The organism is Pseudomonas tremae (assembly GCF_001401155.1).
GTDB classification, from domain to species: Bacteria; Pseudomonadota; Gammaproteobacteria; order Pseudomonadales; family Pseudomonadaceae; genus Aquipseudomonas; species Aquipseudomonas tremae.
In genome coordinates this window covers 1-20,643 of sequence record NZ_LJRO01000117.1, presented here as the reverse complement: position 1 = coordinate 20,643, position 20,643 = coordinate 1, and the positions used below count along the sequence as shown (strand labels likewise).

The window sequence follows — 20,643 nt, the reverse complement described above, 5'->3', positions numbered from 1 at the left end:
CAGGACTGAACATGCGTCATCACACTCATGAGCTGCTGTCGCCGGTACCTGGTACGGGTCGGCAGATCCACAGCTTTCATTACGGGCCGCGCCAGGGTTCGGGCAAGGTCTATATCCAGGCCTCGCTGCACGCCGACGAGCTGCCGGGAATGCTGGTTGCCTGGTACCTTAAACAGCGTCTGGCCGAGCTGGAAAATGCCGGGCGCCTGCTGGGGGAGATCGTCGTGGTGCCCGTCGCCAATCCGATCGGCCTGGAACAGGTGCTGATGGACACGCCGCTGGGCCGTTACGAGCTGGAGAGCGGGCAGAATTTCAATCGCGGCTTCAGCGACCTTGGCGCGCAGGTCGGTGATGATATCGAAGCCCGACTGACCGCCGACGCAGGGCAGAACCTTACTCTTGTACGTGAAAGCCTGCTGACGGCCTTGAATGCTCTGACCCCGGCAACTCAGCTGGAATCGCTACGCCTGACACTGCAAAGGCTGGCTTGCGACGCTGACGTGGTGCTCGACCTGCACTGTGATTTCGAATCGGTGGAGCACCTGTACACCACGCCCGAGGCTTGGCCGAAAGTCGAGGCGCTGTCGCGTTATCTGGGCGCGCAGGCCAGTCTGCTGGCCACCGACTCGGGTGGTCAGTCGTTCGACGAATGCTTCACACTGGTCTGGTGGCAACTGCAGCAACGTTTTGGCGAACGGTTTCCAATACCAATGGGCAGTTTTTCGGTGACGCTGGAGCTACGCGGCCAGGGCGATGTCAGCCATGCCCTCGCCAGCCGCGACTGTCAGGCGATCATTCATTACCTGATCGACGCGGGTGTCATCGACGGCGAACCCTCGCCACTTCCTGAATTGCTTTACCCTGCGACGCCCCTGGCAGCGGTCGAACCGGTCGCCACGCCGGTGGGCGGCCTGCTGGTGTTCTGCGCGTTACCCGGCGAATACGTCGAGGCCGGCCAGTTGATTGCCGAGGTCATCGACCCGATCAGCGACGCCGTGACCAGCATCCGGGCCCTGAACGCTGGCCTGCTGTATGCACGCTCGCTACGCCGTATGGCGACGGCGGGCATGGTCATCGCCCATATTGCTGGCACCCGGGCCTATCGCAGCGGCTACCTACTTTCTCCTTGAGGACCTGTCATGTACAAACTGACCATCGATGGCCTGCACAAAAGCTATGGCGACAACAAAGTGCTCAAAGGCGTATCGCTCAAGGCCAGCAGCGGTGACGTGATCTGTCTGATCGGGGCCAGCGGCTCGGGCAAGAGCACGTTTTTGCGCTGTATCAACTTTCTTGAACAGCCCAATGACGGGGCCATGAGCCTGGATGGCAAGCAAGTGCGCATGGTCAGCGACAAGGACGGCATGCGCGTGGCCGACGCGGATGAATTGCAACGTATCCGTACGCGTCTGGCGATGGTGTTTCAGCACTTCAACCTGTGGGCGCACATGACCGTGCTGGAAAACATCACCATGGCGCCGCGCCGGGTGCTGGGCGTACCCAAGGCCGAAGCCGAAGCCCGCGCGCGTAAGTACCTGGAAAAAGTCGGTTTGCCAGAGCGTGTTGCCGATCAATACCCGGCTTTCCTGTCCGGCGGTCAGCAACAGCGCGTGGCCATTGCCCGTGCGCTGGCGATGGAACCGGAAATAATGCTGTTCGACGAGCCGACTTCGGCGCTCGATCCGGAACTGGTCGGTGAAGTGCTGAAAGTCATTCAAGGCCTGGCCGAAGAAGGCCGGACCATGATTCTGGTCACCCACGAGATGGGCTTTGCGCGCAAGGTCGCCAGTCAGGTAGTGTTCCTGCATCAGGGTCAGATCGAAGAATCCGGCCACCCGGACGAGGTGCTCAACAACCCGAAAAGCGAGCGTCTGCAGCAGTTTTTGAGTGGCAATCTGAAATAACGCGGGTTGTTGTGTAAAGCGCCAAGAGCAAGAAACACGAGCTTCTGCCCGCAAGGCGTAGGAGCGGACTTGTCCGCGATGGGCTTGCGAAGCCGCCCTGAAACCTGCTACCTCGGCCGTGTCTGGTACACCAAGGCGGCTGGTTTTACTGCCGGTTCCCGGCAGTTCGCGGACAAGTCCGCTCCCACATTAAATATCGCGGACAGGCGAAGCGTCGCCTGGTCCGCGCCTGCATCCTGGGAGAGCCCCATAACCATTTAAAACTATTACCCTTTCTTAGCTGTCTCTGACTTAACGCCACTCAGAGCACACGCAAACGGATGAGCAGACCCACCGATTTCGCCAAACGATGGTTTCTCGGCCGAGGCTGGAAGCCGTTCGCGTTTCAGAAGGAAGTCTGGGCGGCGGTGAAGAAGGGAGAGTCCGGCCTGTTGCATGCCAGCACAGGCTCGGGCAAGACCTACGCTGTGTGGTTTGCTGCCCTCAATCGATTTGCCAAAGCCAATACCCTTACCGCCGATAAAATACCCCGCAAACGCAAACCGCCCGCCGCCCCTCTGAGCGTCATGTGGATAACCCCCATGCGTGCGCTGGCAGCCGATACCGCCCGCGCCCTTGAGGCGCCCCTGGCCGAGCTGGATATTCCGTGGTCGGTGGGGCTGCGAACCGGCGACACCAGTGGCAGCGAGCGTGCTCGTCAAAGACGACGCCTGCCCACGGCACTGATTACCACGCCAGAAAGCCTGACGCTGTTGCTCACCCGCGCCGATGCGCAGGCCGCCCTGTCGACGCTGAAAATGGTGGTGGTGGACGAATGGCACGAACTGATCGGTAACAAGCGCGGCGTCCAGTTACAACTGGCGCTGGCCCGCTTGCGCCACTGGAACCCGCAACTGATTGTCTGGGGTATTTCCGCCACGCTGGGCAACCAGGAGCATGCGCAACAGGTGCTGATCGGCGAAGGCGGCATGACCGTGCAAGGCAAGATCGTCAAGGACTTGCAGGTCGATACGCTGTTGCCGCCCTCCATCGAACGCTTCCCGTGGGCCGGGCACATGGGCCTGCGCATGTTGCCGCAAGTCGTCGCGGAGGTGGACAGCAGCGCCAGTTGCCTGGTCTTCACCAATACCCGCGCGCAATCGGAAATCTGGTATCAGGCGCTGCTCGAAGCACGTCCCGACTGGGCCGGGCTGATAGCTCTGCATCATGGGTCGCTGGCCCGGGAAGTCCGTGACTGGGTCGAGCGCGCCTTGAAAGAAGGTGCGCTCAAGGCCGTGGTGTGTACCTCCAGCCTGGACCTTGGCGTGGATTTTCTGCCGGTCGAGCGTGTGCTGCAGATCGGCTCACCCAAAGGTGTCGCGCGCCTGATGCAGCGTGCCGGACGCTCGGGCCATGCGCCAGGTCGCCCTTCTCGCGTGACGCTGGTGCCGACGCACAGCCTGGAACTGGTCGAAGCCGCTGCCGCCCATGATGCGGTCGCCGCCAGGATGATCGAGCCGCGCGAGTCGCCACACCAACCGCTGGACGTGTTGGTCCAGCACCTGGTCAGCATCGCGCTGGGCGGCGGCTTCCTTCCCGATGATTTGCTGGCCGAGGTGCGCAGCGCCTGGGCTTACCGCGACCTGAGCGACGAGCAATGGCAGTGGGCGCTGGCATTCGTGCGCAACGGCGGTCACTCCCTCACCGCCTACCCCGACTACCGCCGCGCCGAACCGGACGAGCTCGGTATCTGGCGAGTGCCGGATGCACGCCTGGCGCGCCGCCATCGCATGAGCGTCGGGACAATTGTCAGCGAAGCCACTGTAAACCTGAAGTACTGGAAAAAAGGCGGCGGTGGCGGCTCGCTGGGCAGCGTGGAGGAAGGCTTTATCGCCAGGCTCAAACCCGGTGACGGATTTCTGTTTGGCGGCCGCCTGCTGGAGTTGGTCCGCGTGGAAAACATGACCGCGTACGTCAAAAAGGCCACTGGCAAGAAAGCCGCCGTACCTCGCTGGAATGGCGGACGAATGCCCCTGTCCAGCGAGCTGGCGGATGCGGTGGTGGAAAAATTCGATGCCGCCGCCCATGGTGATTTCAACAGCCCGGAAATGCAGGCCATCAAACCGCTGCTGGAGGTGCAGCAGCAGTGGTCCGGCCTGCCGCGACGCGACACATTGCTGGCCGAAACGCTGAAGTCTCGCGAAGGCTGGCACCTTTTTCTGTACCCGTTCGCTGGCCGACATGTTCATCTGGGGTTGGGCAGCCTGCTGGCATGGCGCTTGAGTCGCCATCGACCACTGACCTTTTCCATCGCGGTCAACGACTACGGCCTGGAACTGCTCAGTGCCAGCGAGATTGACTGGGCCGAAGCATTACAGGCCGTCTTGTTTAGCGAAAAGGACCTGCTGGCCGACATCATTGCCAGCCTGAATGCGGGCGAACTGGCGTTGCGGCGGTTTCGCGAAATCGCCCGGATCTCGGGCCTGGTGTTTTCCGGTTATCCTGGTGCAGCCAAAAGCAATCGTCAGCTTCAGGCATCCAGCGGGCTGTTTTTTGAGGTCTTCAAGCAATACGACGCTGACAATATGCTGTTGACTCAGGCCGAGCAGGAAGTGCTGCGCCAGGAACTGGATCTGCAACGCCTTGAACTGACGCTGCGCCAGATCAATAGCCGCAGGCTGGACCTGCATGCGATCAAGCGCGCCACGCCTCTGGCTTTTCCGCTGCTGGTCGAACGTTTTCGCGAAAGTCTCAGCTCGGAAAAACTTGCCGACCGCATCGCACGTATGGTCCGCGACCTTGAAAAAGCCGCAGGCCCGGAGCATGAGCAATGAAGCCGTATCTGCCTGTCACGTTGGCAGGAGAAGAACTATGGCTGCTGGCTGACAAGGCCATTTACTACCCCGCCGAGCGAACGCTGCTGATCGCCGACGCGCACTTCGGTAAAGCGGCGGCCTACCGCAAGCTGGGTCAGCCAGTGCCGCATGGCACCACACAGACCAACCTGCGGCGGCTGGACACCCTGCTGAACACCTACGCCTGTGATCAGCTGATTTTTCTCGGAGACTTCCTGCACGCCCCGGAATCACACGCTGCCGGCACACTCGCCGCACTGGAGCAATGGCGCGCAGAGCGCTCGACGTTGAAGATCACCCTGATTCGCGGCAACCATGACAAACGGGCGGGAGATCCACCGGCTTACCTGGGGATAGATGTGGTCGCCGAACCCTTGGTACTCGGTCCTTTTGCGCTGCAGCATGAACCTGACCCGCATCCCACGCTTCACGTGCTGGCCGGCCACGTTCATCCCGTCTACCGGTTACATGGTCGAGGCCGACAAAGCCTGCGCCTGGCGTGCTTCTACCTCGGTCAACGCGTCAGCCTGTTGCCCGCCTTTGGCGAGTTCACCGGCGGGTTTCGTATTCAGCCGATGGAAAACACCCAAGTCTATGTCACCGGTGGCGATGCTGTGTGGCGCGTGGTCTGACTGCCGTTGGACCAAAGCACAGAAAGCAGACGTGAAAACGCCCGCTCCCCGAAACAGGAAGCGGGCGATGATGAATCAGGCAACAGGCGCGGGCGGTGGATCGTCCGGCAAGGTAGGGCCACCCGGCTCAGTGGGCTCCGGGGGAGGGGTATCAGGATCCGGATTACCCGGAATGCCGCCGCCGACCATATTCAGCTCCGGAAGCAAGTCCGAATGAGCCATGAGTGACCAGGCCAGCAGCCCGATCTCATTAAGCGGAGGAGATTGAGCCTGTTCAGAGATTTTGAAAGTAGTCTTCATAGGGCACTCCAGATCAAAAGCCTTCGCGCATAACGATTATGCGAAAGCATGTGATCAGATAGAGTGCGAAATAGAGTATTAATTCAATTCCACTAGTCGCCTGACCTGCAACTCAGGTGCGCGGCAGGGTGACGCCACGCTGGCCCTGATACTTGCCGCCTCTATCCTTGTAAGACACTTCGCACTCCTCATCGGACTCCAGAAACAGCATCTGGGCCACGCCTTCATTGGCGTAGATCTTGGCCGGCAATGTAGTGGTGTTGGAAAACTCCAGCGTTACGTGGCCTTCCCACTCAGGTTCGAGCGGCGTCACGTTGACGATGATGCCGCAGCGCGCGTAAGTGCTTTTGCCCAGGCAGATGGTCAGGACATTACGCGGAATGCGGAAGTACTCCACGGTGCGCGCCAGCGCGAAGGAGTTCGGCGGGATGATGCACACGTCGCTTTTGATATCGACAAAACTTTTTTCATCGAAGTTTTTCGGATCGACCGTGGCCGAATTGATGTTGGTGAATACCTTGAATTCGTCTGCGCAGCGAACGTCGTAACCATAGCTGGACACGCCATACGAGATCACACGGTCGGCACCTTCACCTCGCACCTGACGCTCCACGAAGGGCTCGATCATCCCTTGTTCCTGCGCCATGCGGCGAATCCACTTGTCCGATTTGATGCTCATGGCGATGTCCTGAATAGCGAGGTAAAAAAGTTATCCGGCATCTTACCGGGGTGGGGCCGACGGTTCAAAGACAACAGAGAGAGAGTTTGGACGGAGCGCGGCGCCGATCGGCTGCGAATGGAAATAATCATCAACAGACCATTGGCACGTTCGGAAAAAAGGGTTAAGGTGGCGTCACTGTGTTGCTTGTGTCACTGAGAATCTCTACACGATGTTGAATTTCGATCCAACCATCTCCATGAATTTTCCAGCTCTTTGCACTCAGTCTCGGCCAGGGCTCTTCCTACGCCGCAGTTAACTTTGTCCAAGGAGATATACTATGTCCAATCGCCAAACTGGTACCGTTAAGTGGTTCAACGATGAAAAAGGCTTCGGCTTCATCACTCCACAATCCGGTGACGACCTGTTCGTGCACTTCAAAGCTATCCAATCCGACGGCTTCAAAAGCCTGAAAGAAGGCCAACAGGTTTCTTTCATCGCTACCCGCGGTCAGAAAGGCATGCAAGCTGAAGAAGTTCAAGTTATCTAACTTGTACTGATTCGCTTAAAAACCCCGCCCTCAAAAGCGGGGTTTTTTATTGCCCGCCATTTGAGTAATCGCGCATGATCCCAGACGGATCAAGGGAGACAAAACTGCTACCGCCTCCCCCGCCGAAAAATCGTTACACCATCAGTCGTCGCTGACAGAAATGGTCGGCATCGCCGGGCTCGCTGCTTCCTGCAGCACGATTCGCGCGCCGACGTGACGCGCCAGTTCCTGATAGACCATCGCAATCTGGCTTTCCGGTTCGGCAATAGCCGTCGGCTTGCCACCATCTGCCTGCTCGCGAATCAGCATCGACAACGGCAATGACGCCAACAGCTCGACATCGTATTGCGACGCCAGCTTCTCACCGCCGCCTTCACCAAACAGATGCTCGGCGTGACCGCAGTTCGAACAGATGTGTACCGCCATGTTTTCCACAACGCCCAGCACCGGAATACTGACCTTGCGGAACATCTCGACACCTTTCCTGGCATCCAGCAACGCCAGATCCTGAGGCGTGGTAACGATCACAGCACCCGCGACCGGGACCTTCTGCGCCAGCGTCAGCTGGATATCTCCCGTACCAGGCGGCATATCGATGACCAGATAATCCAGATCATTCCATGCAGTCTGCGTGACCAGTTGCAGCAATGCGCCTGAAACCATCGGCCCGCGCCACACCATCGGCGTATTGTCGTCGGTCAGAAAGGCCATCGACATCACTTCGATACCGTGCGCCTCGATCGGCACGAACCATTTCTGATCCTTGATCTTTGGCCGCGTGCCTTCAGGGATGCCAAACATCACCCCCTGACTTGGCCCATAAATATCCGCGTCGAGAATCCCGACCCGTGCACCTTCGCGAGATAACGCCAATGCCAGATTGGCAGCTGTCGTGGATTTGCCGACACCGCCTTTGCCGGATGCGACGGCGACGATATTCTTCACATTGGCCAGGCCCGGGATCTGGCTCTGTGCCTTATGCGCGCCGATCACGCTTTTTATGTCGACGCTGGCTGACAGCACGCCATCGAGGTTTTCGATAGCGGTCTTGAGAACTTGCGCCCAGCCATTTCTGAACAGGTCAGCGGCATAACCCAGCTCGAGCTGCACGCTGACGCGAGCGTCCTGAATTTCAATGGCCCTGACACAACCGGCACTGACCGGGTCCAGGTTCAGGTAGGGGTCGGTGTACTGGCGAAGAATCGTCTCCACCGCTGCGCGATTGACTGCGCTCATGGGCTTACTCCGAAAAAGACTGACTGAAACAGGCGGCTATCGTACCTGTTCTGCCAGGCAGCCACATGATTTCAACCCAGTGACAGGAGCATTCCCACAGCCACGCGGGGTGAAAAAAATTGCTCAGACCTTTATAGTGGCCGACCTCCGTTTCACTTCAAGTAGCCGAGCCCCATGTCCGAGCCACGCAAGATTCTCGTTACCAGCGCCCTGCCCTATGCCAATGGTCCCGTTCACCTTGGCCACATGCTCGAGTACATCCAGACCGACATGTGGGTGCGCTTCCAGAAGCACCGCGGCAACCAGTGCATTTATGTTTGTGCGGACGACGCTCACGGTTCGGCAATCATGCTGCGCGCTGAAAAGGAAGGCATCACCCCTGAACAGTTGATCGACAACGTCAAGGCTGAACACAGCGCCGACTTCGACGACTTCCTGGTGGACTTCGATAATTTCCACTCGACACACTCGGATGAAAACCGCGAACTGTCGAGCATGATCTACAAGCGGTTGCGCGATGCCGGTCATATCGCCACGCGTTCGGTGACGCAGTATTTCGACCCTGAAAAGAACATGTTTCTGGCCGACCGCTTCATCAAGGGCACTTGCCCGAAATGTGCGGCCGAAGACCAGTACGGCGACAACTGCGAAAAGTGCGGTGCGACCTACTCGCCGACTGATCTGAAGAACCCCAAGTCAGCGATTTCCGGGGCGACGCCTGTCCTGAAGGATTCGAAACACTTCTTCTTCGATCTGCCAGCCTTCGACACCCTGCTCAAAAGCTGGACGCGCAGCGGCACCCTGCAAGACGCGGTTGCCAACAAGATCGCCGAATGGCTGGACAGTGGCCTGCAGCAATGGGACATCTCCCGCGATGCGCCGTATTTCGGTTTCGAGATTCCGGATGAACCCGGCAAATATTTCTACGTATGGCTCGATGCCCCCATCGGGTACATGGCCAGCTTCAAGAACCTGTGTGCGCGTCGTCCGGACCTGGACTTCGATGCGTACTGGGGCAAGGACGCGACCACCGAGCTTTACCACTTCATCGGCAAGGACATCGTCAACTTCCACGCCCTGTTCTGGCCTGCCATGCTCGAAGGCGCGAACCTGCGCAAACCGACCGCCATCAACGTTCACGGTTACCTGACCGTCAATGGCCAGAAAATGTCGAAGTCGCGCGGCACTTTTATCAAGGCGCGCACTTACCTCGATCATCTGTCGCCCGAGTACCTGCGCTATTACTATGCGTCGAAGCTGGGCCGTGGCGTCGATGACCTGGACCTGAACCTCGAAGACTTCGTGCAGAAGGTCAACTCCGACCTGATCGGCAAGGTCGTGAACATTGCCAGCCGTTGCGCCGGGTTCATCCACAAAGGCAATGCCGGTGTGATGGTCCAGGCCAATGCCGCGCCTGAACTCACCGATGCATTTCTGGCAGCTGCGCCAGGCATTGCCGACGCTTACGAAGCCCGCGACTTTGCCCGCGCCATGCGCGAAACCATGGCACTGGCCGATCGCGCCAATGCCTACATCGCAGAAAAAGCACCTTGGGCGCTGGCCAAACAGGAAGGCAAACAGGACGAGGTCCAGGCTGTCTGCGCACTGGGCATCAACCTGTTCCGCCAACTGGTCATTTTCCTCAAGCCGGTACTGCCGAACCTGGCCGCCGACGCAGAGCAGTTCCTCAACGTCGCGCCATTGACCTGGGAAGATCACAAGACCTTGCTGGTCAACCATCAGCTCAATCCGTTCTCGGCACTGATGACCCGGATCGACCCGGCCAAGGTAGAAGCAATGGCCACTGCATCCAGAGAAGACCTGACCGCTACGCAGACCGATACTGGTGCAGCGCCGGTCGGCAATGGCGAACTGACCAAGGAACCGCTGTCTGCGGAAATCGATTTCGACACCTTTGCAGCCGTCGACCTGCGCGTGGCGCTGATTCTCAAGGCCGAGCATGTCGAGGGCGCCGACAAGCTGTTACGCCTGACGCTGGATATCGGCGACGAGCAGCGCAATGTTTTCTCCGGAATCAAGAGCGCCTATCCGAACCCGTCCGAGCTCGAAGGTCGCCTGACCATGATGATCGCCAACCTCAAGCCTCGCAAAATGCGTTTTGGCATTTCCGAAGGCATGGTGATGGCGGCAGGCCCTGGCGGTGAAGAAATCTACCTGCTCAGCCCGGACAGCGGTGCCAAACCTGGTCAACGCATCAAGTAACCCGGACAAGGCCCGGTATCCGCTCAACAGCGGGTATCGGGGCTTCGTGCATTCGCAAGCACCTTGATATGGCCGATAATGCGCCTTTCGAAAGACATACCTGCTGTCGCTACCTGGCGCGATCATGACTGAATCGATTCGCATACTTCCCGACGTGGAACTGATACGGAGTATCGACGCGCTGCTGCCCCAGACTCAGTGTGGCAAGTGCGGGCATTCCGGCTGCCAGCCCTATGCGGAAGGGATTGCGGGCGGTGAAGCCATCAACAAATGCCCGCCAGGTGGTGACGAAACCATCATTCAACTGGCAGAGCTGCTGGCTGTGCCGGCATTGCCCCTGGATACGGCGCGCGGAGCGGCACCTGCCCAGGTCGCCTTTATTCGCGAGGCCGAGTGTATCGGCTGTACCAAATGCATCCAGGCCTGCCCGGTAGACGCCATTGTCGGGGCAGCGAAATTGATGCACACCGTGATCATTGAGGAATGCACAGGTTGCGACCTGTGCGTCGCACCGTGCCCGGTGGACTGCATTGAAATGCATCCGCTACCCTCTGCAGCGATCATACCGATCGTGGGCGGACTGGCACCGACCTGTGACTTGCAAATCGCCCGGCAGCACAAGCGCACTCATGCACGGCGGCGTTTCGACTCCAGAAACGCCAGGCTGCGCAGCGAACAGCAGGCTCGACTGGCAGAACGTATTGCCCGCTCGCAGCGAATGGAATCACTTCGTGAAGCAGCACCTCGAACTGCCGCAAACACTGAACAGAAACAGAGGCCTGGCGCCGCGGACGATGCCTTGAAAAAAGCCAGGATTGCACTGGCGATGAGTCGTGCCCAGCTCAACAAGTCGCTCAAGGCCTTTGGTCATCCGCCCATTGCGGAGCAAGCAGCGCAGCTGGTGACGCTGCAACGCCACTACGAGGCCGCCGAACAGGCACTGCAGGCGCTGCTATCAGCGTCTGCACCGATCAATTCCGAGGAAACGCTTCGTCCATGAATGCTGCAAAACGTCAGGAAATATTCCGCAGGCTGCATGAGGACAATCCGGACCCTAAAACCGAGCTGGCCTACACCACGCCTTTTGAATTGCTCATCGCGGTGATCCTCTCCGCGCAGGCCACCGACGTGAGCGTCAACAAGGCGACCGCCAGGCTCTATCCAGTGGCCAATACGCCACAAGCAATCTACGACCTCGGCGTTGAAGGGCTTTCCGGGTACATCAAGACAATCGGCCTTTACAACAGCAAAGCCAAAAACGTGATTGAAACCTGCCGGATGCTGATCGAGCTGCACAATGGCGAAGTGCCGCAGACCCGTGAAGCCCTTGAGGCGTTACCAGGGGTGGGACGCAAGACCGCCAACGTTGTACTCAACACCGCGTTTCGCCAGATGGCGATGGCCGTAGACACGCATATCTTTCGCGTAAGCAACCGAACAGGCATCGCCCCCGGGAAAAACGTGGTGGAGGTAGAGAAGCAGTTGATGAAATTTGTGCCGAAAAATTATCTGCTCGATGCGCATCACTGGCTGATCCTGCATGGACGCTACGTTTGCCAGGCCCGTAAGCCACGCTGTGGCAGTTGTCGCATAGAGGACCTGTGCGATTACAAGCACAAGACATCAGACGATTGAGGCCGACGGGCGGTTGCCACTTTATCGATTGAAAAAATCTTTTTTACCCGCCTGCGGATTGTCGATATAAGAAGCGCCAGAGAAAGTCCAAGCCCTGGAGTCAACTTCATGAGTACTGGCAATGAGCAGCTGGATGTAGACGATGAGATCGTCGTCGTTGAAACTGACGAAATCGAACCTGTGGTTGTGGAGCCGGCGAAGACAAACCTGAGCAAGCGCCGGACCATCGATAACCTGCTTGAAGAGCGGCGCTTGCAAAGACAACTGGCCGATTACGACTTCGACTTTTAGGCGCAGCGCCTGGCGAGACGCCAGACATATTGCGTGCCAGAGCCGAGCCCTGGAAGCAGCTCTAAAGAGAGACGCTCCCAGGCACTGGGCACGGCTTACTGATTGCCGAATATGACCTGCCCGCCTCAGACAAGCCCGTTACGCTGGGCAAGCTCAATCAGATCAACCAGCGAATGTGCATTGAGCTTGAGTAATAACCGGGTTTTATAAGTGCTGACGGTCTTGTTGCTCAAAAACATGCCGTCTGCGATCTCCTTGTTGGTCTTGCCTCTGGCCAACTGTTGCAGAACCATCATTTCCCTGCCGGAAAGACGGTCTACCATATCCGATTCGCTCGCGTTTCCCATGCTGGAGCGAACAGTGTGCAGCGCCTGGTTGGGGAAATAGCTGTAGCCTGAAAGCACCGCCTTGATTGCACTCAGCAGCTCGGTCAGATCCTGTTGCTTGCAAACATACCCCGCAGCACCTGCCTGCATGCAACGCATGGAGAAGTGACCTGGCGCCTGAGAAGTCAGAATCAGAACCTTGAATGGCAATGTCATGGCTGACAGACGAGCGATTACTTCCAGGCCGTCGAGCTTGGGGATACCGATGTCGAGGATCACGATATCAGGAAGATGCTCGCGCGCCATCTGCAATGCGTCCACACCGTTATCAGTCTCCGCGACGACCTCATAGCCATGACGCTCCATCAGCATGCGTACAGCAAGGCGAATGACAGGATGATCATCCACGATCAGCACTTTATTCATGGGCAGTCCATTTTTCGCTATTCGAATTTTCAGAGCCAGCACAATAACTTAGTCGTTTAGTGCTTTGCATTGCGCTCACCCTTAAGGACTGACAGCCAAAGACCATTCCTACAAGTACAGCAGAAACTTCCTACAAAACTCGGCACTAACGTACATTTTTTATTAATTTTCACAGAGCCTTCCTTTTCGGAACCTGTTGAATTATTGCTGGAGCGGCGGCGTAAGCATCGCGACTCCAGTCGATAGATGAACATGACCAGACGTTTCATCGTCAAAAATGATCTTGTCGGGCCTGTTAAAAACTTTGTAAAACCGTCTTTTTATCAGCATCGAAACAAATTGACGCATGGCGCATAGCCAGCAAAGTGAAAAAAACCTCCTGTCCGCCTGAATACTCCTGAAGCAAAACGCCCGGGCGTCATGGCCGAATTTCAAGATGCTGATGACACGACAGTTCTTGATACTCAGGCATCTACATGACAGAGACGCGCAGAACGTGGCGATTGAAATAGTGCGGTCCTGTCAAGATAAGCGCCTCTTTCCTGGCACCGACGCCTGCACGCCACACGGGGCGACTGATAGCGATCACTCACACCGTACATACGTAAACCACGAGTAAAAATTACACATTGAATACAGAATATTGTACAAATATTTATTTAAGGAAACGTCCTATATAACTTAAGGAAATCTCCTACAACAGAACGCCAGGCTGAGCACTCGACACATCGTTAGCGCTCAGGCCTCACGGCATTATGATTTAACCGCACGAGCCTGTGCTGAAGCAATATCTTACAGACACCTTAGCATGAGCCTACGTCATTCAAGACTAAAAGCAGCTCATTCGACAAGTAGCAAATACCAAATCTCATTTCAGATCCAGCCATGGTCAGCCGAATAGGAAACGTACTACAAAAATCAGGGACGCAAAAATAAAACATGTAAGACCTTTTAAATACTTTCAAATCAATTCCATCCAAGCACCATTTTCTCCTTGCAAATTCTATTACCAGTCGTTACTTTTTTGGCATTAACACCGTTATTTATTGCCATTGAATACGCTTCTCAAGAGGCTATATCAATGCGTATTTCACTCACGTACTTCATGAGCAACAGTAGTTAGACGAGCTCGGTCTATCACACCGGCCGGATGGATTCGGGTACTGCATACATGGCCGGTCGGGCACCTCTGCCTGATGACAAGACCTCAAAGTGTCTGCCAACTCTTTTGAATGGGCCATGTGTATAACCATGTTCAAAAAGGGACCTATCATGGACAATAAATACGTTCGTTCGCCTTCACCGCCCCGTACCGCTCTGGAACTGGCCACTGCCATAGAGCGGTTCGTCGCCACCGGCGGGGTTATTGCCGTCATACCGGAGGGAGAAACAGCGGGTTCATCGAATCCGACACCCACCGATAATACCTCTGCCCTGGAACTCACAGGCAAAGTGGAATTACTGAAGTGCCTTGTTGCAAAGGGCGCGGGGGTCAACGCCCTGCAGTACTCATTGCGTATGACCAAGAAGGATGTTCGCCAACTGGCAACGGAACATAAAGTGAGGATACATTTCAGCCAGCCTGTGCGTAGCCTCAGGAGAGAAGCACGCAATGATACTGCTGATGTCGATGATGTCGTAGCGGGCCACGCCATGCACTATTCGGCCCTCGGCTACGCTGCTTCTGAAATCGCTCAGTTGCTCGACCTCAGCGTTCGCCAGATCTGGAACATCGGCAAGGCCTATCGATATGAGTTCAGGCAACAGCGAGAAAGCGATACGCCTAAGCAGCCTGACTCGGCGCCAGGTACTGCTGACCCGCACACTCAATAAAGCCGTTGCGTTGAAATAGCCGCCGTGTGCGAAGAGTGCCGGATACGCGACTGAAAAACTCGGTTATAGCGTCCTTAACAACGACAGTCTGTGTAGGAAAACATGGCAAAGCCTATGCCTGTTTCTTTTCCTGTCGAAAGCAGGCCTTCATCAATACACACTGCAGACCGTATTTGATTCATCAAAACAATACCGCGACGTTAAAACGCGTAGAACGCCCAGCGGTATCCGCGTTGATGAACTCAACAGCAATGATCAAAGTGTCAGGAAACTTTAGTCAAAGACGTGACCTGCGCTGGTCCAGGAAAGGAGCCGCGCCCTGCAGGTCATACGAAGCGTTGAAACTTGAAGCGCTTTACGCGTCAGCCAGATCATCAAGTGCAGCCCTGCGAGGGGCTGCACTTGCCAAACCACCTGCTATCTTCAGAACAGCTTGCGGCCCTTGTTTGCGGCAATCCGCATGCGCAGTGCGTTCAGCTTGATGAAGCCTGCAGCGTCGGCCTGGTCGTAAGCGCCAGCATCGTCTTCGAAGGTCGCGATATTGGCATCGAACAGCGAGTCATCGGACTTGCGGCCAGTCACAATCACGTTGCCCTTGTACAGCTTCAGACGTACCACGCCGTTCACGTGAGCCTGAGACGCGTCGATCATCTGTTGCAGCATCAGACGCTCAGGGCTCCACCAGTAACCGGTGTAGATCAGGCTGGCGTATTTGGCCATCAACTCATCCTTCAGGTGAGCGACTTCACGGTCCAGGGTGATCGATTCGATTGCGCGGTGGGCACGCAGCATGATGGTGCCGCCCGGGGTTTCGTAGCAGCCACGGGACTTCATGCCCACGTAACGGTTTTCCACGATATCCAGACGCCCGATACCATTCTCGCCGCCGATGCGGTTCAGGGTTGCCAGAACAGTGGCAGGGGTCATCTCGACACCATCCAGCGCAACGATATCGCCATTGCGATAGGTCAGCTCAAGATAGGTCGCCACGTTTGGCGCGTCCTCGGGGGACTTGGTCCAGCGCCACATGTCTTCTTCGTGCTCGGTCCAGGTGTCTTCCAGGACGCCGCCTTCATAGGAAATGTGTAGCAGGTTGGCGTCCATCGAGTACGGGGATTTCTTCTTGCCGTGACGCTCGATCGGGATGTTGTGCTTTTCGGCATAATCCATCAGCTTTTCACGCGACAGCAAATCCCACTCACGCCACGGAGCAATCACCTTGACGCCAGGCTTGAGCGCGTAGGCACCCAGTTCGAAACGCACCTGGTCGTTGCCTTTGCCGGTTGCGCCGTGGGAGATGGCGTCAGCGCCGGTTTCATTGGCGATTTCGATCAGACGCTTGGCGATCAATGGACGAGCGATGGAAGTACCCAGCAGGTACTCGCCTTCGTAGACAGTGTTGGCACGGAACATCGGGAACACGAAATCGCGCACGAACTCTTCGCGCAGGTCATCGATGTAGATTTCTTTCACGCCCATGGCCTGAGCCTTGGCGCGTGCCGGTTCGACCTCTTCACCCTGACCCAGGTCAGCGGTAAAGGTCACCACTTCGCAGTTGTACGTATCTTGCAGCCACTTGAGGATCACCGAAGTGTCCAGGCCACCGGAATACGCGAGAACTACCTTGTTTACGTCCGCCATGCCATCACTCCACCGGGTTGTACGGAAAACCGTGGATTCTACCGTTCAAGCCAGCAGATTTACAGGGGCGCGACAGCTTGTGACGACAAGGCGACGTATCCAGCAACCTGACGAGGGCTCAGGACGTATGTGCGGCGCTTGCCGAGGAGGCAACAGGCACCGGGCGCTCATCGGGCGCTACGCGCTCAAGGTGTACGTTCACCCGACGGTTGCGCGCGCGGTTGGCTTCGTTGGTGTTGGGCGCCAGCGGGTAGCGCTCACCGTGGAAGCGCAGGGTGATCTGCTGCTCCGGAATACCCTGGGCCTTGAGATAGTCCATGACTGCCAGTGCCCGGCGGCGAGACAAGTCACGGTTGGTAAGGCGATTGCCGCTGTTGTCCGAATGGCCATCAAGCTCGACGCGGTTGACGGTCGGATCAGCCTTCAAGTAGGCAACCATGTTGTCCAGACGCGCTTTTGCACGGGCATCCAGCTCGATACCACCGCCAGGAAAACCCACTTCAGCCTGTTTGATCTGATCGAAATTCATCGGCAACAGCTTGGCGGTACAAGCCTGATATTCACTGAACGCCTTGCTGAATTTGACAGGTAGCAAGCGTATTTCCATCAGACCGCCGTCGCGGTTGTAGTGACGAATCAGCGGGCTGCGCCCGTCCATCAGGCCGCTGATCAGCCGCCCTGCCTGCGCTTGGGAAGTGTTGAACGGAATGTCGCCATTCATGACGCGCACTGAACCCAGGTTGATATCACCACGCCCAGGCTGCCAGGGCGCGGCGGCGGCCAGCAATGTCGCAGAGCCATTGCCCAGCATGTTATAGGACGCCTTGAGGCGAAATGTCGCCTGCTCTCCCGCACGGCGCACGAACTCGCCCGCACCGAAATCGGTGATCGGCTGAGTCAGGCGGCATTCGAACTGATCGCCTTCGACCTTCCACTCGATGCTCTCCAGACGCGTCTGGAAACTGATAGCCATCGCCGGAAGGCTGGCAAACATGCTGAGCAGGGCTAAATATCGCTGGCGCACGGGAGGCTCCACTGGAAATGAACGCGAAACAGAAAAATGCTGACTGACAAGGGAGCTATCGGTAACTTCATGCAAAACTTGATAGCGGATGCCTGAGAGAGGCTTTTCCGGTAGCATTCCCAACGAGTTTGACCCGCCTGGAATCCCCAATGTCTGACCGCCTGACCCTTCTGCGTCCCGACGACTGGCATATTCACCTCCGTGACGGAGCTGTCTTGCCTCATACCGTTGCCGACGTAGCGCGAACTTTTGGCCGCGCAATCATCATGCCCAACCTCGTACCTCCGGTTCGCAACGCGCAACAAGCCGACGCTTATCGCCAGCGCATTCTGGCCGCACGTCCGGCAGCCAGCCGCTTCGAACCGTTGATGGTGCTTTACCTCACCGACCAGACCACACCCGAAGACATCCGCACAGCCAAGGCCAGCGGCTTTGTCTACGCTGCCAAACTGTATCCGGCCGGGGCGACCACCAACTCGGATTCCGGTGTCACCAGCATCGACAAGATCTTCCCGGCCCTGGAGGCAATGGCCGAAGTCGGCATGTTGCTGTTGGTACACGGGGAAGTGACACGCGGCGAGATTGATGTCTTCGATCGCGAAAAAGTGTTCATCGACGAACATCTGCGTCGTGTGGTCGAACGCTTTCCGACCCTCAAAGTGGTGTTCGAACACATCACCACCGGCGAGGCCGTGCAGTTCGTCAACGAAGCCTCGGCCAATGTGGCGGCGACCATCACTGCGCACCACCTGCTGTACAACCGCAACCACATGCTGGTCGGCGGGATTCGTCCGCACTTCTATTGCCTGCCGATTCTCAAGCGCAATACGCATCAGGCTTCGTTGCTCGACGCGGCCACCAGCGGCAGCAACAAGTTTTTCCTGGGCACCGACTCGGCACCGCATGCTCAGCATGCCAAGGAAAACGCGTGCGGTTGTGCCGGTTGCTACACGGCCTACGCAGCGATCGAGCTGTACGCGGAAGCGTTCGAACAGCGTAACGCGCTGGACAGGCTGGAGGGCTTCGCCAGCCTTCACGGTCCGGCGTTCTATGGCCTGCCTGCCAATCAGGACACCATCACGCTGGTGCGTGACGAGTGGACCGCCCCTGCCAGCCTGCCGTTTGGCGAGTTGACCGTTATCCCGCTGCGCGCTGGTGAAACACTGCGCTGGCGTCTGGAGGAACACGCGTGAGTGAAGATCATTTTGACGAAGAACACGAAGGCCACGGCGGTGGCGGCGTTTCCCGTCACCCGATGGCAGCGCGATTTCGCGGCTACCTGCCGGTAGTCGTCGACGTCGAGACCGGTGGTTTCAACTCCGCCACCGATGCCCTGCTGGAAATTGCCGCTGTCACCATCGGCATGGATGAAAAAGGCTTTGTGTTTCCCGAGCACACCTATTTCTTCCGCGTCGAGCCCTTCGAGGGCGCCAACATCGAGGCGGCTGCGCTGGAGTTCACCGGCATCAAGCTCGATCACCCGTTGCGCATGGCGGTCAGCGAAGAGACCGCAATTAACGATATCTTCCGCGGCGTGCGCAAGGCGCTTAAAGCCAATGGCTGCAAACGCGCGGTACTGGTCGGTCACAACGCCAGCTTCGACCTCGGTTTCGTCAACGCGGCTGTCGCCCGGATGGACATGAAGCGCAACCCGTTTCACCCGTTCTCCAGCTTCGACACGGCCACGCTTGCCGGCCTCGCCTACGGCCAGACCGTATTGGCCAAAGCCTGCCAGGCCGCCGGAATCGACTTCGACGGCCGTGAAGCTCACTCGGCACGCTACGACACCGAAAAGACCGCTGAGCTGTTCTGCGGCATCGTCAACCGCTGGAAAGAAATGGGCGGCTGGCAAGACTTCGACGACTGAGGTCGACAGTTCAGTGAACAGACCGGCCTTGCGCCGGTTTTTTCATGTCTGCCAAAAAGTGGCGGGCATTCTTCGCGCTACGCAATCAACCCGCCGACCACTCATCGCCCTACCTGAATCGAACCCAAAACAGTTTTGACAAGCATTCTCATTAGCATTAGTCTCCTTCACATCAAGCAATAAACCAGCGACGGTCCATAGCTTATGTATGTTTGCCTCTGCCAAGGTGTCACAGACGGTCAAATCCGGGATGCAATTCTGGAAGGCTGCTGCAGTTATCGTGAAGTCCGCGAAACGCTGGGCGTCGCGAGTAAATGTGGAAAATGCGCCTGCCTGGCGAAAGAAGTGGTGCGTGACACCCTGACCGAACTGCAAAGCAGTCATGCGGCGCTGGCCTATCCCGCAAAATTTTCAGCTGCCTGAATACCCCGTTTTCAAGAACCGGACGCCATGTCCGGTTTTTTTATGCCTGTAATTCAAGCGCTTAGCGTCAAGATGCGGAACTCAAACATTCTTATTCCTATTTAAATTCACTTATTATTCAAACACTTAGGTTTGACAGACGACGGAGCGCAGCTCACACTCGCAGCTTATCGACACCATCCATCGGCAGGACCTCGAACATGAAAGGCGACATTACAGTCATCCAGCATCTCAACAAGATCCTCGGAAACGAGCTGGTCGCTATCAATCAGTACTTTTTGCATGCACGTATGTACGAAGACTGGGGCCTGAAAAAGCTCGGCGGGCATGAGTACCACGAGTCCATCCATGCGATGAAGTACGCAGACAAGCTGATCAAGCGCACACTGTTTCTTGAAGGGCTGCCAAATCTGCAGGACCTCGGCAAGATCCTGATCGGCGAGCACACCAAGGAAATGCTGGAGTGCGACCTGAAGATCGAGCAGAAAGGTCTGGCTGATCTGAAAGCGGCCATTGCTCATTTCGAGACAGTCGGCGACTTTGGCAGCCGTGAGTTGCTCGAAGACATCCTTGAGCCTAAGGAAGAGCAAATCGACTGGCTGGAGACTCAGCTTGGTCTGATCGTCAAAGTTGGCATAGAGAACTACCTGCAGTCGCAAATGGGTGACTGATTCACCCGACGCGCTGCAATGAAAAAGCCCGCCTCTGTCGAGAGCGGGCTTTTTCTTGTCTGTAAAACCACACTGCTACAAACGCTTGCGACGCAGAGCGTCGTGAAAGGCATTCCCACGCTGAAGCGCAGGGAGCGATAACCTCGACTATCGTGCGACGCTCTGCGTC

The 20,643-nt window shown here is 57.2% G+C and carries 20 protein-coding genes; 14 read left to right on the top strand and 6 right to left on the bottom strand.

Annotated features, from left to right (window positions below):
* Positions 1-11: 11 nt before the first annotated feature.
* The 4 genes from ALO43_RS08695 to pdeM all read left to right on the top strand — a co-directional run bounded on the left by ALO43_RS08695 (position 12) and on the right by pdeM (position 5,370).
* On the top strand, positions 12-1,130 hold the full coding sequence (locus ALO43_RS08695) for a succinylglutamate desuccinylase/aspartoacylase family protein (protein ID WP_024690240.1): 1,119 nt from the start codon (positions 12-14) through the stop codon (positions 1,128-1,130).
* A gap of 9 nt (positions 1,131-1,139) precedes the next feature.
* Entirely contained in the window at positions 1,140-1,904 is a 765-nt protein-coding gene (locus ALO43_RS08690; protein WP_002554833.1) for an ABC transporter ATP-binding protein, read from the top strand.
* Positions 1,905-2,224: 320 nt separating this feature from the next.
* On the top strand, positions 2,225-4,717 hold the full coding sequence (locus ALO43_RS08685; protein ID WP_054997383.1) for a ligase-associated DNA damage response DEXH box helicase: 2,493 nt from the start codon (positions 2,225-2,227) through the stop codon (positions 4,715-4,717).
* Positions 4,714-5,370 (top strand): ligase-associated DNA damage response endonuclease PdeM, encoded by a 657-nt coding sequence (pdeM, locus tag ALO43_RS08680; protein WP_053931456.1) that lies wholly within the window; start codon positions 4,714-4,716, stop codon positions 5,368-5,370. The genes ALO43_RS08685 and pdeM overlap by 4 nt, the downstream gene beginning before the upstream one ends.
* A gap of 75 nt (positions 5,371-5,445) precedes the next feature.
* On the opposite strand, the gene ALO43_RS08675 is transcribed toward pdeM, so the two are convergent.
* Both ALO43_RS08675 and dcd read right to left on the bottom strand, forming a co-directional pair.
* On the bottom strand, positions 5,446-5,670 hold the full coding sequence (locus ALO43_RS08675) for a hypothetical protein (RefSeq protein ID WP_005889366.1): 225 nt from the start codon (positions 5,668-5,670) through the stop codon (positions 5,446-5,448).
* Between the two features lie 112 nt (positions 5,671-5,782).
* Positions 5,783-6,349, bottom strand: a complete 567-nt coding sequence (gene dcd, locus ALO43_RS08670; RefSeq protein ID WP_005889365.1) for a dCTP deaminase — start codon at positions 6,347-6,349, stop codon at positions 5,783-5,785.
* A gap of 319 nt (positions 6,350-6,668) precedes the next feature.
* On the opposite strand from dcd, the gene ALO43_RS08665 reads away from it, so the two are divergent.
* Positions 6,669-6,878 (top strand): cold-shock protein, encoded by a 210-nt coding sequence (locus ALO43_RS08665; protein WP_002554837.1) that lies wholly within the window; start codon positions 6,669-6,671, stop codon positions 6,876-6,878.
* Positions 6,879-7,019: 141 nt separating this feature from the next.
* Here ALO43_RS08665 and apbC read toward each other — a convergent pair whose 3' ends face one another.
* The gene (gene apbC, locus ALO43_RS08660; protein ID WP_024690255.1) at positions 7,020-8,114 is read right to left on the bottom strand and encodes an iron-sulfur cluster carrier protein ApbC; all 1,095 of its coding nucleotides are present in this window, start codon (positions 8,112-8,114) and stop codon (positions 7,020-7,022) included.
* Between the two features lie 174 nt (positions 8,115-8,288).
* Here apbC and metG point away from each other — a divergent pair, with 174 nt between their 5' ends.
* The 4 genes from metG (at position 8,289) to ALO43_RS08640 (ending at position 12,263) form a co-directional block, all read left to right on the top strand.
* Positions 8,289-10,337: a methionine--tRNA ligase gene (gene metG, locus ALO43_RS08655; protein ID WP_054997382.1), complete on the top strand. Its 2,049-nt coding sequence runs from the start codon at positions 8,289-8,291 to the stop codon at positions 10,335-10,337.
* A gap of 124 nt (positions 10,338-10,461) precedes the next feature.
* Positions 10,462-11,337, top strand: a complete 876-nt coding sequence (gene rsxB / locus ALO43_RS08650; protein ID WP_054997381.1) for an electron transport complex subunit RsxB — start codon at positions 10,462-10,464, stop codon at positions 11,335-11,337.
* On the top strand, positions 11,334-11,972 hold the full coding sequence (nth, locus tag ALO43_RS08645) for an endonuclease III (RefSeq protein WP_054997380.1): 639 nt from the start codon (positions 11,334-11,336) through the stop codon (positions 11,970-11,972). The genes rsxB and nth overlap by 4 nt, the downstream gene beginning before the upstream one ends.
* A 108-nt stretch (positions 11,973-12,080) precedes the next feature.
* Positions 12,081-12,263 (top strand): PA3496 family putative envelope integrity protein, encoded by a 183-nt coding sequence (locus ALO43_RS08640; protein ID WP_005889356.1) that lies wholly within the window; start codon positions 12,081-12,083, stop codon positions 12,261-12,263.
* A gap of 125 nt (positions 12,264-12,388) precedes the next feature.
* Here the strand turns inward: ALO43_RS08640 and ALO43_RS08635 are convergent, their stop codons facing one another.
* On the bottom strand, positions 12,389-13,015 hold the full coding sequence (locus ALO43_RS08635; RefSeq protein WP_005889354.1) for a response regulator transcription factor: 627 nt from the start codon (positions 13,013-13,015) through the stop codon (positions 12,389-12,391).
* A 1,251-nt stretch (positions 13,016-14,266) separates the two neighbouring features.
* Between ALO43_RS08635 and ALO43_RS08630 the strand changes: the two genes are divergently transcribed.
* Entirely contained in the window at positions 14,267-14,848 is a 582-nt protein-coding gene (locus ALO43_RS08630) for a hypothetical protein (protein ID WP_005889352.1), read from the top strand.
* Positions 14,849-15,271: 423 nt separating this feature from the next.
* Here ALO43_RS08630 and ALO43_RS08625 read toward each other — a convergent pair whose 3' ends face one another.
* The gene (locus tag ALO43_RS08625) at positions 15,272-16,489 is read right to left on the bottom strand and encodes an argininosuccinate synthase (protein ID WP_003412906.1); all 1,218 of its coding nucleotides are present in this window, start codon (positions 16,487-16,489) and stop codon (positions 15,272-15,274) included.
* A 118-nt stretch (positions 16,490-16,607) separates the two neighbouring features.
* Positions 16,608-17,513, bottom strand: a complete 906-nt coding sequence (locus tag ALO43_RS08620) for a flagellar protein MotY (RefSeq protein WP_024671652.1) — start codon at positions 17,511-17,513, stop codon at positions 16,608-16,610.
* 149 nt (positions 17,514-17,662) lie between these two features.
* Here ALO43_RS08620 and pyrC point away from each other — a divergent pair, with 149 nt between their 5' ends.
* From pyrC to bfr, 4 genes are all read left to right on the top strand, one after another.
* Complete coding sequence (pyrC, locus tag ALO43_RS08615) at positions 17,663-18,706, top strand: dihydroorotase (protein ID WP_005889346.1); 1,044 nt, start codon at positions 17,663-17,665, stop codon at positions 18,704-18,706.
* Entirely contained in the window at positions 18,703-19,380 is a 678-nt protein-coding gene (gene rnt, locus ALO43_RS08610; protein WP_005889345.1) for a ribonuclease T, read from the top strand. The genes pyrC and rnt overlap by 4 nt, the downstream gene beginning before the upstream one ends.
* A gap of 204 nt (positions 19,381-19,584) precedes the next feature.
* The gene (locus tag ALO43_RS08605; RefSeq protein WP_005889343.1) at positions 19,585-19,803 is read left to right on the top strand and encodes a bacterioferritin-associated ferredoxin; all 219 of its coding nucleotides are present in this window, start codon (positions 19,585-19,587) and stop codon (positions 19,801-19,803) included.
* Between the two features lie 200 nt (positions 19,804-20,003).
* A complete protein-coding gene (bfr, locus tag ALO43_RS08600; protein ID WP_005889341.1) occupies positions 20,004-20,474 on the top strand; it encodes a bacterioferritin in 471 nt (156 codons plus the stop codon).
* Positions 20,475-20,643 lie beyond the last annotated feature (169 nt).

Coding starts and splice junctions, on each gene's coding strand:
- ALO43_RS08695 (WP_024690240.1), top strand. CDS start 12: ATGCGTCATCACACTCATGAGCTGCTGTCGCCGGTACCTGGTACGGGT.
- ALO43_RS08690 (WP_002554833.1), top strand. CDS start 1,140: ATGTACAAACTGACCATCGATGGCCTGCACAAAAGCTATGGCGACAAC.
- ALO43_RS08685 (WP_054997383.1), top strand. CDS start 2,225: ATGAGCAGACCCACCGATTTCGCCAAACGATGGTTTCTCGGCCGAGGC.
- pdeM (WP_053931456.1), top strand. CDS start 4,714: ATGAAGCCGTATCTGCCTGTCACGTTGGCAGGAGAAGAACTATGGCTG.
- ALO43_RS08675 (WP_005889366.1), bottom strand. CDS start 5,670: ATGAAGACTACTTTCAAAATCTCTGAACAGGCTCAATCTCCTCCGCTT.
- dcd (WP_005889365.1), bottom strand. CDS start 6,349: ATGAGCATCAAATCGGACAAGTGGATTCGCCGCATGGCGCAGGAACAA.
- ALO43_RS08665 (WP_002554837.1), top strand. CDS start 6,669: ATGTCCAATCGCCAAACTGGTACCGTTAAGTGGTTCAACGATGAAAAA.
- apbC (WP_024690255.1), bottom strand. CDS start 8,114: ATGAGCGCAGTCAATCGCGCAGCGGTGGAGACGATTCTTCGCCAGTAC.
- metG (WP_054997382.1), top strand. CDS start 8,289: ATGTCCGAGCCACGCAAGATTCTCGTTACCAGCGCCCTGCCCTATGCC.
- rsxB (WP_054997381.1), top strand. CDS start 10,462: ATGACTGAATCGATTCGCATACTTCCCGACGTGGAACTGATACGGAGT.
- nth (WP_054997380.1), top strand. CDS start 11,334: ATGAATGCTGCAAAACGTCAGGAAATATTCCGCAGGCTGCATGAGGAC.
- ALO43_RS08640 (WP_005889356.1), top strand. CDS start 12,081: ATGAGTACTGGCAATGAGCAGCTGGATGTAGACGATGAGATCGTCGTC.
- ALO43_RS08635 (WP_005889354.1), bottom strand. CDS start 13,015: ATGAATAAAGTGCTGATCGTGGATGATCATCCTGTCATTCGCCTTGCT.
- ALO43_RS08630 (WP_005889352.1), top strand. CDS start 14,267: ATGTTCAAAAAGGGACCTATCATGGACAATAAATACGTTCGTTCGCCT.
- ALO43_RS08625 (WP_003412906.1), bottom strand. CDS start 16,489: ATGGCGGACGTAAACAAGGTAGTTCTCGCGTATTCCGGTGGCCTGGAC.
- pyrC (WP_005889346.1), top strand. CDS start 17,663: ATGTCTGACCGCCTGACCCTTCTGCGTCCCGACGACTGGCATATTCAC.
- ALO43_RS08605 (WP_005889343.1), top strand. CDS start 19,585: ATGTATGTTTGCCTCTGCCAAGGTGTCACAGACGGTCAAATCCGGGAT.
- bfr (WP_005889341.1), top strand. CDS start 20,004: ATGAAAGGCGACATTACAGTCATCCAGCATCTCAACAAGATCCTCGGA.